The organism is Candidatus Omnitrophota bacterium (genome assembly GCA_040755155.1).
GTDB lineage: Bacteria > Hinthialibacterota > Hinthialibacteria > Hinthialibacterales > Hinthialibacteraceae > JBFMBP01.
The window spans coordinates 1-13,818 of sequence record JBFMBP010000093.1 but is presented as its reverse complement, the minus strand read 5'-3'; the positions used below and the strand labels follow the sequence as shown (position 1 = coordinate 13,818).

Sequence of the window (13,818 nt, the reverse complement as noted above, 5' to 3'; positions counted from 1 at the left end):
TGAAATAAGGCATTTCTAGGCTAAAATAAGCCTTATATAGGGCAAAATCAGCGATTTATACGCCAAATATAGGGAAAATGACGGTAAAATGACGCCTAAACAGGAACGATTTATCCAGGAATATCAAATCGATTGGAATGCGAGCGCCGCCGCGATTCGCGCTGGATACTCAAAAAAATGCGCCAAAGAAACTGGGAGTGACTTGCTCTCCAATCCTAACATTCGCGCGGAACTGGAACGACTCCAAGCCGAACGCAACGCCAAACACGAACTCACATTGGAACGAATCTTGACTGGGCTGCTAAAGGAGGCCGAACTCCATAAAAGTGAAGGCGGTACGCCATCCGTCCGTGTCGCAGCCTGGAGAGCGATCGCAGAGATAGGCGGCTTTTCCGCACCCCAACGAATTGAACTAGATGTTACCCCGCTCGCCGCGCGCCTTGAGGCCGCGCGCAAGCGCGTCGCCGCCTTTTCGCTCACAACTTCACCCGAAATCCCGCCCTCGAACGATGAGACGGACAAGGAAATCCCAAAAGAAAATAGGGAAAAAATCGCAGGCCGAACGTATGAGACAGCGATATTCCACGAGCCTGAGCCGTTGCCGGAACGCCGGGAGATGGCGTTCGCCTAGATATATCTATGGGCGCGGCTTTACGTTGTTCCCGGACGATTCCAGCCGAGTACTATGAAGCGAAAAACTTACTTCCCGGTTATCCATCGGCGAATCGTTCGCGAGGGTATGTTAAACTCGCTATGAATCTTATTATATATCCATTCCTTCGATTTATTGGAACGCTCTTCCCTCAATTGATCGAACCTCTCGCAAACATCCTGCTTAGTTTGCGCCTTCGTTGAATCAATATAGCGGGCGGCGGCGCCTTCCTTCCCCTTCTCTGTGCATACCTGGCCGATACGACAAAAATCCTCAAACTTGGCTATACCCAAAAACAGCATGACTCTTCCTAGCTTAAAAGAATTGGCGCACGCCCGGTTGATGTCCTTTTTACGGATGGCCTGGCTAATAGTAAAAACGAGATCGGAAGCGGCCGAAAGCAGATTGAGACGTTCATTGATTGCATCGTCAACTGGCATCTTGTAACGAGCAAAGCATCGCAGTGAAGAGAAGGCTGTGAAATAATATTCAGGCGGCGGATTAGGCGGCGGGATGAATGTGTAGCAACGGTTTGGATATTTCATCACTATTTTTGCAAATTTATCAGTAGCCCTAGATATGCTTAAAAGCAAATCATCGTCATAATCTTCGAATGCGCCAATCTCAATCCCGCAAATTCCCTTCAATTCGCTTAAAATGAAATCATTAATTTTATCTAATAAGCACTTTCGAAAATCGCGTTCATAAGAATCCTGCCAATCTATTAGAGCAAAAAATTCTTGCCGACTCAGTGGCCTACTTGGACAAATTTTGTATTTTCGATATACCGGGCTAACTTCGTCAAAAGGGCGCGGAACGGCGCTGCCTTGTTTTCCTTTTGTCTTTTTCATGAAAAAAACTCCTTTGCCTAAAAAAACCTTGTCCAGTATCCCCCCTATGGCCAAACGTTCGATATAAATTATACATTAAGTTTACAAATTACCATAGAAAGCGAGTAAGGATGATGCAAGAGATATTGATGACAGAAACACAAGCGGCGTTTTATCTAAATTTCAAACAATCGGCATTAAGAGCATGGCGGCTTTATGGAACTGGCCCGCTTTACGTTCGAATAAGCGGGCGGGCGGTTCGTTATCGGAAAATCGATCTTGATCGTTGGATCGAAGCGCGGCTACGAGCGAGTACATCCGATGTTGACGGAAGCGGCGCGGTGGCGCGGTTGGCGATGGACGCGGCGCAACGATGACGCCGTTTGGCAATGGCAGGGCGAAAAAAAAGAACCATCGCCCTGTCATGTTATACCAAGTGTTATTTCAATCGCGAATGTAAGGAACGGATCCGGCGGCGGCGTTGGCCGTTGCCGGTTGGGTGGCCGATAAAAAAGAAAACGCCCGTCGTGCTTACGGGGCAGCGGGCGAGAAATGGTGAGTCATTCAATGCCCTACATCATACCAGAAATGCGCGTCATTTCAAGCATGAAAACCGACTCTCCATTCAAGAAATGGAGATGATGAAATGGCCGATGGATGGTTTCCTTTAAGCGCATCGTTGATAGCGCATCCAAAGTTCAAAGCGGCGACGCCTATGGAGAAAATTTATCTCCTATGGATAATATCCGAGTTCAACTTATCGGGGGAGTTTTATCGTTCCGACTTGGAAATTACCATCGTCCTGAAAATGAGCATTTCAAAGGTTCGTCAAGCGCGAAAAAAGTTTCAGGCGATGGAATGGATACAAACGATGCCTGGTTTTCGTATGCAAGGGCGTAACTTGGCTACGCAATACCTAGAATGCGGCTGGGCGGCGCCGCCGGTGAAAGGCGATGGCGTTTTCTTTGCGCCGATACAGCGGTACACCTTCGAGCATCTCATAGCCTATATTCGAAAAGGCTGGTTCACTCATGCCGATGTTTGGGTATACCTTGCACTCTGGTTTTCCTTGAAAAAGTATCGCGGCGATGAACCTGGCGGCTTTTTCATAACCAAAAAGGACTTATGCGAATTAACCAATATCCCGCAAAGCGATGCGGTGAAAAAGGTAGAGCGTCTTTACAACGATTTCATGTTTAAGGGTGGCTCCCATTTATTCGAGTTCACGGACGCAAAATTCAAACTCTGTTTCAAGGATTGGAGTATCTGCGCAGTTGACGAGAAACTGACGGCGAATGAAAACGCATGTATTCAGAAACAGTATTCACTCGCAAAGGAACGCCGGGAAAAGGCGCGAAAGCCCTGGACGCCGTATCCATCTTGAAAATTCGGTAGGTATCACAAAAGGCGTTTGGTAGGTATCACAAAAAGGCGCTCAGTAGGTGTTAAGGCGTAGGTGTTACGAAAAGGCATTCGGTAGGTGTTAAGGCGTAGGTATCACAAAAAGGCGTTTTAACTCCCGTTTTTGTGATACCCATTTAAGACGGATGAACTTGAAGTGAGCTAGAATTTTATTGATAAGAAATAAGGGAAAGAATTCCCTTCAACCCTTCTTGTTCCGATCTCGAAAAAAACCGAGATGCTGAACCGCCGGAAACGCTGGAAATGAAAACTCGGAAAAACGTTCAAAAGCAAAAGGCAAAGGCTCTTAAAATGAAAGCGAATTCGATGACGTGGGAGCATACGCCCTGCCAGGTGGGAACTCAAAGCATGAGCGAAAGAAAAAAAAGCGGGATGGATGAGATAACAACTCAGAGCGGAGTAGCTGCCTTTGGGAACGAGTATTCAATAAGCCTTGTCTCCCAAAGCAGGCCGTTTGCTTTAAAAGAAAAAAGTATAGGGCGCGGCGGCGAACCCATCGACGGGAACGGGCATCCAATAGGGCAAGCATGGCCTAGGTTGAACTATTCCGACGCGGGCGATGAGACCCCCCCCATTGAGAAGTTTTGCCGCTTCCTCTTGTGGACGATCAAGGGGCAAATTTGCCCCTTGATCGGAACGCCTATCACCACCATGAGAAATATTCGCCAATTTTGCCGCTATCATTGCCCGTTGCGATTCATTTAAATGCCGCCTATGCGCCGGGAACCATTCGCGCTTGCTCGCTGTAGCCATCGGAGAAATAATTATTTGCCAGCCGATGGAAACCATTGCCGGGAAATAATTATCGCCGACTCCCCACGCTACGCCTTATCCGGCGGGATTGTGGGCGATCCTGGACGAGTAGGCGTGGGCGCGAGTAGGCTATAAGTTGAGGTTTTGACAAAAATGACGAGGCTGACTCCAAAGCAAAAACGGTTCGTCGATGAATACCAGGTTGACTTGAACGAAACCGGCGCGGCGATCCGTGCGGGCTACTCCAAGCGAACCGCCGGACGCATCGCCGAACAAAACTTGACATTCAAAAAGCGATAGGTGCGGCGGCAGTGGCGTGTTCCAAGCGAACGGGCATCGACGCCGACAGAGTCATTCAGGCCATAGGGGCTATCGCCTTTACGCCGGACGAGAAAACGAGCGACAGACTCAAGGCGCTTGAACTCTTGGGCAAGCACTTAGCGCTATTCAATAAAAAAGTGGATGATTCCAACATGGGAAAAAGCAGTGGCGGAATACCAGAAAAAACTTACGGGCGAAATGAACTCATCCGGCGGCGAATAGACCCCTCTCATCCCCCACTTATTCCCCAAGCCCTGGCATGTTCCCCTTTCGGTGCTTATTATTCGGCGCGATCCGGTGAGGCGGATTCGAACGATCAAGGCCGGAAGAGACGACGATTTTCTTCTATTTCTATTTGGTCAGCTCGTCTACGATAAGCGGCTTGTTTTATCTGTGCGATAATAAGCAGAGGAATGGACTTTTGTTAAATAATATTGTCTAATGAATCGTTTTTGGGAACATTGGGGAAGGATGCCCTCAAGATTTTACTTGCCAGCAACCGCTTGAGAATAAAAGTTTCAAATGAGGTTCCTTATGGCGCAGAACAATGGAGCCAATCTTGGCTTTGAAAAAGAACTTTGGAAAATGGCGGACGCTTTGCGCAACAATATGGACGCCGCCGAGTATAAGCATGTCGTTTTAGGATTGATTTTTTTGAAATATATCTCCGATTCGTTCGAGGAAAAACACGCCCAGTTAGAGGCGGAACGCGCCCACGGAGCCGACCCGGAAGACCAGGACGAATATCTCGCCGAGAATATTTTTTGGGTTCCTAAAGAGGCGCGTTGGGCTTTTCTTCAAGACAACGCCAAGCAATCCCAGATTGGAAAAATTGTTGACGACGCGATGACTGCCATCGAGCGGGATAATCCTACGCTGAAAGGCGTTTTGCCCAAGGATTTCGCGCGCCCTTCTCTTGATAAAATCCGCTTAGGGCAATTGATCGATCTCATAGCGAATATCGGTTTGGGCGATAAGGTCAATCGCTCCAAAGACATTTTAGGGCGGGTGTATGAGTATTTTCTCTCCCAATTCGCCAGCGCCGAAGGGAAGAAGGGCGGGCAGTTTTATACTCCCCGTTGCGTCGTCCAGGTGTTGGTTGAAATGCTGGCTCCGTACAAAGGGCGCGTATATGACCCTTGTTGCGGATCGGGCGGAATGTTCGTCCAGAGTGAAAAATTCGTGGAAGCCCACGGCGGACGCATTGGCGATATCAGCATCTATGGGCAGGAATCGAATCCTACAACGCGGCGCCTAGCCAAGATGAACTTGGCGATCCGGGGCATTGACGGCAACTTAGGCAAGGAACACGCCGATAGTTTTCATCGCGATCTTCATCCCGACTTGAAAGCCGATTACATCCTGGCGAATCCGCCGTTCAACAGCAGCGATTGGCGCGGCGATCTGCTCCGCGACGATATGCGTTGGAAATTCGGAAAACCGCCCGCCTCCAATGCGAACTATGCTTGGATGCAACATTTTATTCACCACTTGGCCCCTACGGGTATAGCCGGTTTTGTTCTCGCGAACGGCAGCATGTCCAGCAATCAATCCGGCGAAGGCGAAATCCGCAAGAACATCGTCGAAGCCGATTTGGTGGATTGCATGGCGGCATTGCCGGGGCAACTCTTCTACTCCACCCAAATTCCCGTCTGCCTGTGGTTTATCGCCCGCAACAAAAAGAATGGACGCTTTCGAGACCGGCGCGGCAATGTGTTATTCATTGACGCCCGCAAGCTGGGAATCCTGATTGACCGGGTGCATCGCGAATTATCCGATGAGGATATCCAGAAAATCGCCAACACCTATCACGCCTGGCGCGGAGACTCTGGGGCGCGTGGCCTCGCGCCTTACGAGGACATCCCCGGCTTCTGCAAATCGGTTATGTTGGATGAAATCCGTCAGCATGGCTATATCTTAACTCCTGGCCGATATGTTGGAGCGGAAGCCGTGGAAGACGACGGCGAACCATTCGAAGAAAAGATGACCCACCTTACGGCTACGCTTAAGGAACAATGCGCCGAAGCCGCCCGATTGGATAAAGCGATATGGAAGAATCTTAAGGAGTTGGGCTATGGCTTGTGATAATTCTCAATGGAAAAGAGTAATCATTTCTTTCGATTTACCCTTGATTTTTGCGGTTCATCCGCTATTAATAAGGGTTAGCACACCCGCCGGGCCTCTACTTTGTATGCCTACTTCGGTGGGTTTTTCTTTTTTATGGCTCATTCATGAGGTTTATCATGATTTATATTAAGCCTCCTCTTTCCTTCGAAAAACAAGCCGATCTTCTTTTGTCACGGGGTATGCAAGGCGACCGTGAGATTATGATTTACCGCCTCCAATCCGTTAATTACTATCGCTTGAGTGGGTATTGGTATCCGTATCGAAATCCCGATGATTCCTTCAAATCTGGATTGACGTTTGACACAGTGTGGAACCGCTATGTGTTCGATCGTCATTTACGGATTTTAATCATGGATGCGATTGAAAGGATTGAAATCGCCGTTCGAACTCAAATCGCGTATCATCATGCTCATCGATATGGAGCATTTTGTTATGCTGATGATCCAAATTCAATGCCCCAATTAGATACTCAGAAATACTCTCTTTTTCTTCAACGAGTAAAGGATGAGATTGATAGAAGCCGTGAGACTTTTGTCGATCATTTTTATAAAAAATATGGTGATAGTCATACGTTTCTTCCAATATGGATGGCAACGGAAGTGATGACATTTGGAAGCGTTTTATCGTTTTTTCGCGGTATGGATTGCACTATTCAAAAAGATATCTCAAAATTCTTCGGCGTTCCTGATGCTGTATTTGATTCATGGTTGTTAACGCTTAATGTAATAAGAAATATATGCGCTCATCATGGCAGATTGTGGAATCGAGAACTCGGAATCAAACCAAAACTACCCTATCTCAATAAAAATCCATTATGGAATTTCTCTAAACCAGTACCCAACAATCGCATTTTTATTGTTCTGACTATCTGTCAGTATTGTCTGAATCGAATTGCTCCCCAAAGCCATTGGTCAAATCGTATGTTTTCCTTGTTGAAAGATTTTCCAAATATTCCCCTCGTTAGTATGGGATTTCCAAAGAATTGGGAACAATGCCCCATTTGGCGGAACATGAAAGAAATGGATTATCTTGCCGGAATATAAATCCACTAATTGGGAGGAACCTAGCTATGGCGATTGATGTTGCTAAAACAAAAGTCCCTCTTCAAGAATTATGCAAGAAGATCGTAGATTGCCCACACTCTACACCTACTTGGACAGATTCTGGTGTAGTCGTTCTGAGAAATCAAAACATTCGCAATGGTAGACTTGATTTGAGTTCTTCGAGTTTCACGGATGAGGAACACTATCAACAACGAATCCGCCGCGCTAAGCCTCTAAAAGGCGACTTGGTAATCACTCGTGAAGCACCTATGGGGGAAGTTTGCGAAATTCCCGATGGACTACGTTGCTGCCTTGGACAACGGATGGTGCTAATTCGCCCTGACGGCAATAAGTGCAGCGGGAGATACTTGTTATACGCATTGCAATCACGCGAAGTCCGTCATGAAATTCTTGTAAATGAAGGTACTGGTTCGACGGTAAGCAATCTGCGTATTCCAATTCTCGAACGTCTGCCGATTCCGGTGCTCTCTCTCCCCGAACAACGCGCCATTGCTCATATTCTCGGAACTCTCGACGACAAGATCGAGATGAACCGGCGGATGAATGAAACCCTGGAAGCGATGGCGCGGGCGATCTTCAAATCCTGGTTTGTGGATTTCGATCCCGTGCGCGCCAAGGCTGAAGGCCGCGTTTCCGGCCTCCCCCCGCACATCGCCGATCTCTTCCCCGATTCGTTCGAAGATTCGGAACTGGGGGAGATTCCGAAGGGGTGGCGGGTAGCAACATTCGAAGACATCTCAGTTATATCAAGTGGGAAATGCCCCCAAAATAGACATACACTCCCCACTACAGATGCTTCCATACCCTTATGGGGCGGTAATGGACTAATTGCTTATGTACCAAAATCTCTATATAATAAACCTATTTTGCTAACTGGGCGAGTCGGCACCCTTGGTTCAGTATTTAGAATAACTTCTCCATGCTGGCCTTCGGACAACACTTTGGTATTGCTTTCAAGGGATAAAGAAGTTTTCGAGTTTCTGTATCTTAACCTTGAGCGCGTTGACTTTAAATCACTTAACCGAGGATCGACCCAGCCTCTTTTGACACAATCTGATCTAAAGTCACAACTTTTTTCTTTCCCCGGCACGAAATTGCTAAGCCGATTTCACAGTATAGTGAACAGCTTATTTGAGAAGGTTGACGCTTTGAAGAGCGAGTCCCACGCCCTCGCCGCCCTTCGCGATACCCTTCTACCCAAGCTCCTTTCCGGCGAACTCAGGGTAAAGGATGCGGAAAGATTTATCCATTGACCATGAAATACACGCTAACCAAACACGCTGAAAAGGTATTAAAGGAACGCGAAATACCGTTAGAATATGTTGAGCGGGCGTTAAACGATCCCGAATGGATCGAACCGGATCGGGATGATCCGGAATTGGAACATCGATTGCGCCGGATGCCTGAATATGGAAACCGCGCCTTGCGGGTGGTGTTGAATCGAAACGCGGAACCGGCGAACATCGTCACGGTATATTACGATCGTAAAATGAGAGGGAAATTATGAGGTTGACAATCGACGAGAAAACGGATGCGCTCTATTTCCGAATTGACGAATCCAAGATTATCGATTCGGAAGAAGTATCGCCGGGGATTATCCTGGATTTCAACGAACAGAACGAAGTGGTCGGCGTAGAAATTCTCCATCTATCGAAACGTTCGTCCGCCGTCAATCTGCGCTCGTTGCAATACGAAGCGGTTTAAGGTTTTTTGCATAGGCGATCCGCAATTACATTTGAGATTCTACTATGTCCTCGAAATTTGACGAGTCATCCGTCGAATCCGCCGCTCTTTCCTGGCTGGAAGCCATTGGTTATTCAACTCTATTCGGCCCCGCTATCGTTCCCGGCGAACCTTTCGCCGAGCGGGAAACCTACGAACAAACGGTTCTCGAAAATCGACTGCGTCAAGCGCTGGAAAGACTCAATCCCGCCATTCCCGCCGATGCGTTGGATGAGGCATTCCGAAAGATTACTCGTCTCGATGCGCCAACCATCGCCGCCAATAACCGGACATTTCACAAGATGCTGATTGGCGGCGTTCCTGTGGAATATCAAAGAGAAGACGGTTCCATCGCGGGGGATTTGGCTAAATTTATCGATTTCGACAAACCGGGAAATAACGACTGGCTGGCAGTGAACCAATTCACGGTCGTAGAAAACCGCCATAATCGCCGCCCGGACATTGTGGTTTTTGTGAATGGCCTGCCTTTGGCGATAATAGAACTGAAAAATCCCGCCGATGAGAACGCGACTATCTGGACAGCATTCAATCAGCTGCAAACCTACAAAAACGAGATTCCTTCGCTTTTCGCTTATAACGAAGCCCTCTTGATTTCGGACGGCCTCGAAGCCCGCGCGGGAACCCTAACCGCCGATAGAGAATGGTTCATGCCCTGGCGGACGATTGAAGGCGAAGAACCCGCGGACAGCCATATTCCCCAATTGCAGGTCATGTTGGAAGGGATGTTCGAAAAACGCCGCTTTCTCGATTTGATCCGCTACTTCATCGTCTTTGAAGACAATGGCGCCGGAATCCTGTTCAAAAAGATGGCCGGTTATCACCAATACCACGCCGTAAACCGCGCTATCAAAGAAACCGTTATCTCGTCAAGCCAAAAGGGAGACCGTCGAGCGGGGATCGTCTGGCATACGCAAGGATCGGGAAAAAGCCTTACGATGGCGTTTTACGCGGGGCGAGTGATTCCTCATCCAGCAATGAAAAATCCTACCTTGGTTGTTATTACAGACCGCAACGACTTGGACAACCAACTCTTCGGGACATTCTCCCGCTGCTGCGATCTCTTACGACAGCCGCCCGTCCAAGCGGAAAGCCGCTCCAATTTACGCGAGTTGCTGCGCGTGGAAGCTGGAGGCGTCGTCTTCACCACAATTCAAAAATTCTTTCCCGAAGAAAATGACGGCCAATATCCGCTTCTATCGGATCGCTTAAATATCGTCGTCATCGCCGATGAAGCGCATCGCAGCCAATACGATTTTATCGACGGTTTTGCCCGGCACATGCGGGACGCCTTGCCCAACGCCTCCTTCATCGGCTTTACCGGAACGCCCATCGAATCGAACGACAGAAACACGCGGGCCGTATTTGGGGAATATATAAGCATCTACGACATCCAACGAGCGGTAGAGGACGGCGCAACCGTTCCCATTTATTACGAAAGCCGGTTAGCCAAGATCGAATTGAAAGAGGAGGAACGCCCAAGAATCGATCCCGCCGTCGAAGAAGTGACGGAAGGAGAAGAAATCGAACGCAAAGAAAAACTTAAAACCAAATGGGCCGCGTTGGAGGCTTTAGTTGGAACAGAAAAACGCTTGAAATTAATCGCCCAGGATTTGGCGATCCATTTTGAAAACCGCCTGGATGCGATGGACGGCAAGGCGATGATCGTTTGCATGAGCCGCCGGATATGCGTCGATCTCTATGAAGCCATCGCCGCAATCCGCCCAGAATGGGGCAGCGATGACGACGATAAAGGCCGGATGAAAATCGTCATGACGGGTTCGGCGTCCGATCCTGTCGAATGGCAAAAACATATTCGCAACAAGAATAAGCGGGAAGAACTGGCCGAACGTTTCAAGAATTCTAACGATCCATTCAAGATCGTCATTGTTCGGGATATGTGGCTGACCGGCTTCGATGCGCCATGTCTTCATACCATGTACATCGATAAGCCTATGCGGGGACACGGCCTTATGCAGGCTATCGCCAGAGTGAATCGCGTTTTCAAGAATAAACCCGGCGGTTTGGTGGTGGATTACCTTGGTCTTGCCGATCAATTGAAGCGGGCGTTGGCCGATTATACGGAAAGCGGCGGCAAAGGGAAAACGGCTATCGATCAAGAAGAAGCCGTGGCTATTCTCTTGGAGAAATATGAAAATTGCTGCGAACTTTTTTATGGATTCGATTGGTCGAAATGGAAAAGCGGCGTTCCAGCGGAAAAACTCCGAATCCTGCCCCCGGCGCAAGAACATATTTTAAAGCAAGAAGATGGGAAAAACCGTCTCATTCAAGCGGTGAAGGAATTATCCCAAGCCTTCGCCTTGGCAATTCCACGCGAAGAGGCGCTTAAAATAAGAGACGACGTAGGATTCTTCCAGGCTGTACGCGCCGTTTTGATGAAAAACGAAACCGGCCAGCGTAAGACTGATGAAGAATTGGAATTCGCCATACGTCAAATCGTTTCCCGCGCCATATCCTCCGATGAGATAATTGATATCTTCGCCGCAGCCGGTTTAAAGAAACCGGACATCTCGATTCTATCCGATGAGTTTCTAGCGGAGATTCGCAGTCTGCCCCAAAAGAACTTAGCCGTGGAGTTGCTGCGAAAATTGCTGAACGGCGAGATTAAGAGCCGCAGCCGGAAAAATATCGTCCAGGCGCGTTCCTTTGCCGAAATGCTGGAGAAGTCGATCCGAAACTATCAGAACCGAGCCATAGAAACCGCTCAGGTAATCGAAGAACTCATTGCGCTGGCCCAAGAGATGAGAGAAGCGGATCGGCGCGGGGAGGAATTGGGATTGACGGAAGACGAAATCGCTTTTTACGAAGCCTTGGAGGTCAACGATAGCGCGGTCAAGGTTCTGGGCGACGAAATCCTAAAACAAATCGCCCAAGATTTGGTCAAGGCGGTAAAAGGAAGCGTAACCATCGACTGGGCGGTTAGAGAAAACGTCCGGGCGCATATCCGGGTTATCGTGAAACGAATTCTAAGGAAATACGGCTACCCCCCCGATAAACAAGAGAAAGCCACCCAAACGGTCCTCGAACAAGCGGAACTCCTATCGGAAGAATGGGCGGCATAAAAAATGCTCGAAAGATGATTCGTCCTATGAAAGAAATCATCCGGGGCGTTTTTCTCTTTTACGGCGCGATACGTCCAAAAAACGCCCCTGTTTTCTCTCTGGCGGTAGCACTGGGGTAGCATGGAAAAATCATGGATAGGAGATGATAGGGAATAACCAGATGAATATTAATGACTTATGAAAATTCCATCGTCTATTCACTTCCTGAATAAGCATCTGGATGTCATGCTTTAGGGCTGATTCAATCAAGGTTGGAACGGCGCCGAAGATTTGAACCCTGGAAGATTCCCAACCGGGGGATTTTTTTTCAAGTGCTCACTCTATGCTCACTCAGGGAAATAAACTCTTCAGTTTTTAATCTGTAAGCCTAATGAAATCAATATGCGCCTGGCGCGATTCGAACGCGCGACCGACGGATTAGGAATCCGGCGCTCTATCCTGCTGAGCTACAGGCGCATATTTTTTTTTCTGCGGTTAATAGATTTTACGTCTTCTTATTTTCACAAACCGCATCATCAAAGACGCCAAAATCATACTCTAAAATTCCTATTGTGGAACCAATTCATCATAATAAAAAATTATAAATTTCATAATCCCTTTCCGCCTATTCATTGATGAAACCAATATCCCGCTCTGGGTATGTTAAGAAATTAAAAACTGAAAAAGCATCCCCGCCAGCAACGACCATGCGATGCTCAGGCTAACGTAACACGCCGTCATAGATGCGCCCAGCGTCACTTTCATAGCAGCCAGCGTCGGCAACTTCGTCGCCGGTCCTGCTACGAAAAACGCGAGAGCGGCGCCGGGGGACATGCCCATGCTCATTAATACTTGGATGAAGGGGATAGTCCCGCCTCCGCAGGCGTAGAGGGGTATGCCAAGCAGTGATCCTACCAATACGCCGCGCCCATAACCGCGCCCCACCGCCGCTTCCACCCACGTTATCGGAATAAATTCCTTGACGATGGCGGCGATGGCGATTCCCAGACCAACGTATTTCACTACGAACCATCCCGTATGCCAGAACGCACGCCGCCAACGTTGGGCGAAAGAAGCGCCGCCGTCATGATTCGAATGGCAGAACAAGGCTTGCGCCGGACGATCTTGGATGAACTTTCGGATGCGCTCTTCAAAGCGATAAGCCAAGAGTCCGCCGAGAATGCCGAATCCCAGCGCCGATAGAGCGCGGGCGGCGGCCATCGGCCAACCGAATACGCTCCAGGTCATGGCGAACAACGTTGGATTCATCAGCGGCGTTGCGCAGAGGAAAGCCATCACCGGCGCGGGAGGAACGCCTCCCCCCACCAAGACGGCCGCAACGGGAACGGCCAAATAAGAGCAAAAGGGAGATACGGCTCCGGCAGCGGCCATGAGTATGACAACGAATAGGCTGCGCGAGCGCGGCCAATTTCGGATGCGTTCGATGGGATTCCACGCCAGCAGCCAGGTCGATAAAAAGAGTCCAACAATCAAGCCGGGCAAAATGGAGTAAAACAACAAAGCCATCTCTCCCGCGATGCGGAATGTATGCGAATCGCGGAATAAATCGACATAGCTGTTTAGAGCATCTAGCATTCGTTTGAGGTTCTTGTAAAAATGGTATAATTTTCTTTTCAATTCTCCCCCCAAGCTTGGGGGGAGTTAGAGGGGGGTTGATTTTGTTAGACTTATCTCAACCCCCTCCTAGACCTCCCCCAAGCTTCAAGGATTTATAAGGGGGAGAAAATTTGACTCTACGGTTAGCGAAAGCGAAAGTCAAGTTTGAAGTTGTAAAGCCATGGGATGCGGGGATCGACGTTTTCTTGGGCGAGGCGGGAGGGGAGATG

Annotated in this window: 13 protein-coding genes and 1 tRNA gene; 11 read left to right on the top strand and 3 right to left on the bottom strand. The window is 48.7% G+C overall.

Features of this window, described 5'->3' with window-relative positions:
* The first annotated feature begins 88 nt into the window (after positions 1-88).
* Positions 89-631 (top strand): terminase small subunit, encoded by a 543-nt coding sequence (locus AB1656_13645; GenBank protein MEW6236425.1) that lies wholly within the window; start codon positions 89-91, stop codon positions 629-631.
* A gap of 68 nt (positions 632-699) precedes the next feature.
* On the opposite strand, the gene AB1656_13640 is transcribed toward AB1656_13645, so the two are convergent.
* Entirely contained in the window at positions 700-1,503 is an 804-nt protein-coding gene (locus AB1656_13640; GenBank protein ID MEW6236424.1) for a hypothetical protein, read from the bottom strand.
* A gap of 128 nt (positions 1,504-1,631) precedes the next feature.
* Here AB1656_13640 and AB1656_13635 point away from each other — a divergent pair, with 128 nt between their 5' ends.
* From AB1656_13635 to AB1656_13590, 10 genes are all read left to right on the top strand, one after another.
* Positions 1,632-1,859 (top strand): hypothetical protein, encoded by a 228-nt coding sequence (locus AB1656_13635; GenBank protein ID MEW6236423.1) that lies wholly within the window; start codon positions 1,632-1,634, stop codon positions 1,857-1,859.
* 269 nt (positions 1,860-2,128) lie between these two features.
* Positions 2,129-2,866, top strand: coding sequence for a hypothetical protein (locus AB1656_13630; protein MEW6236422.1), 738 nt, complete (start codon positions 2,129-2,131; stop codon positions 2,864-2,866).
* 329 nt (positions 2,867-3,195) lie between these two features.
* On the top strand, positions 3,196-3,609 hold the full coding sequence (locus AB1656_13625) for a hypothetical protein (GenBank protein MEW6236421.1): 414 nt from the start codon (positions 3,196-3,198) through the stop codon (positions 3,607-3,609).
* Between the two features lie 201 nt (positions 3,610-3,810).
* Positions 3,811-3,957, top strand: coding sequence for a terminase small subunit (locus AB1656_13620; protein MEW6236420.1), 147 nt, complete (start codon positions 3,811-3,813; stop codon positions 3,955-3,957).
* A gap of 555 nt (positions 3,958-4,512) precedes the next feature.
* On the top strand, positions 4,513-6,063 hold the full coding sequence (locus tag AB1656_13615) for a class I SAM-dependent DNA methyltransferase (GenBank protein MEW6236419.1): 1,551 nt from the start codon (positions 4,513-4,515) through the stop codon (positions 6,061-6,063).
* Positions 6,064-6,221: 158 nt separating this feature from the next.
* Positions 6,222-7,148, top strand: coding sequence for an Abi family protein (locus tag AB1656_13610; protein MEW6236418.1), 927 nt, complete (start codon positions 6,222-6,224; stop codon positions 7,146-7,148).
* A gap of 26 nt (positions 7,149-7,174) precedes the next feature.
* Positions 7,175-8,422, top strand: coding sequence for a restriction endonuclease subunit S (locus AB1656_13605; GenBank protein ID MEW6236417.1), 1,248 nt, complete (start codon positions 7,175-7,177; stop codon positions 8,420-8,422).
* Positions 8,423-8,424: 2 nt separating this feature from the next.
* Positions 8,425-8,676 carry a DUF4258 domain-containing protein gene (locus AB1656_13600; protein MEW6236416.1) on the top strand — a complete coding sequence of 84 codons (252 nt, stop codon included), beginning with the start codon at positions 8,425-8,427 and terminating at the stop codon, positions 8,674-8,676.
* Positions 8,673-8,873 (top strand): DUF2283 domain-containing protein, encoded by a 201-nt coding sequence (locus AB1656_13595; GenBank protein ID MEW6236415.1) that lies wholly within the window; start codon positions 8,673-8,675, stop codon positions 8,871-8,873. Before AB1656_13600 ends, AB1656_13595 begins: the two co-directional genes overlap by 4 nt.
* Before the next feature lie 44 nt (positions 8,874-8,917).
* On the top strand, positions 8,918-11,992 hold the full coding sequence (locus tag AB1656_13590; GenBank protein MEW6236414.1) for a type I restriction endonuclease subunit R: 3,075 nt from the start codon (positions 8,918-8,920) through the stop codon (positions 11,990-11,992).
* A 382-nt stretch (positions 11,993-12,374) separates the two neighbouring features.
* Here AB1656_13590 and AB1656_13585 read toward each other — a convergent pair.
* Positions 12,375-12,448, bottom strand: a tRNA-Arg gene (locus AB1656_13585).
* A gap of 186 nt (positions 12,449-12,634) precedes the next feature.
* Entirely contained in the window at positions 12,635-13,609 is a 975-nt protein-coding gene (locus tag AB1656_13580) for a permease (GenBank protein ID MEW6236413.1), read from the bottom strand.
* Positions 13,610-13,818 lie beyond the last annotated feature (209 nt).

Bases quoted from the DNA above. Each gene is read 5' to 3' on its own strand.
- AB1656_13600 (MEW6236416.1), top strand. From the start codon at position 8,425: ATGAAATACACGCTAACCAAACACGCTGAAAAGGTATTAAAGGAACGC.
- AB1656_13590 (MEW6236414.1), top strand. From the start codon at position 8,918: ATGTCCTCGAAATTTGACGAGTCATCCGTCGAATCCGCCGCTCTTTCC.
- AB1656_13645 (MEW6236425.1), top strand. From the start codon at position 89: ATGACGCCTAAACAGGAACGATTTATCCAGGAATATCAAATCGATTGG.
- AB1656_13625 (MEW6236421.1), top strand. From the start codon at position 3,196: ATGAAAGCGAATTCGATGACGTGGGAGCATACGCCCTGCCAGGTGGGA.
- AB1656_13640 (MEW6236424.1), bottom strand. From the start codon at position 1,503: ATGAAAAAGACAAAAGGAAAACAAGGCAGCGCCGTTCCGCGCCCTTTT.
- AB1656_13610 (MEW6236418.1), top strand. From the start codon at position 6,222: ATGATTTATATTAAGCCTCCTCTTTCCTTCGAAAAACAAGCCGATCTT.
- AB1656_13595 (MEW6236415.1), top strand. From the start codon at position 8,673: ATGAGGTTGACAATCGACGAGAAAACGGATGCGCTCTATTTCCGAATT.
- AB1656_13620 (MEW6236420.1), top strand. From the start codon at position 3,811: ATGACGAGGCTGACTCCAAAGCAAAAACGGTTCGTCGATGAATACCAG.
- AB1656_13630 (MEW6236422.1), top strand. From the start codon at position 2,129: ATGGCCGATGGATGGTTTCCTTTAAGCGCATCGTTGATAGCGCATCCA.
- AB1656_13605 (MEW6236417.1), top strand. From the start codon at position 7,175: ATGGCGATTGATGTTGCTAAAACAAAAGTCCCTCTTCAAGAATTATGC.
- AB1656_13615 (MEW6236419.1), top strand. From the start codon at position 4,513: ATGGCGCAGAACAATGGAGCCAATCTTGGCTTTGAAAAAGAACTTTGG.
- AB1656_13635 (MEW6236423.1), top strand. From the start codon at position 1,632: ATGACAGAAACACAAGCGGCGTTTTATCTAAATTTCAAACAATCGGCA.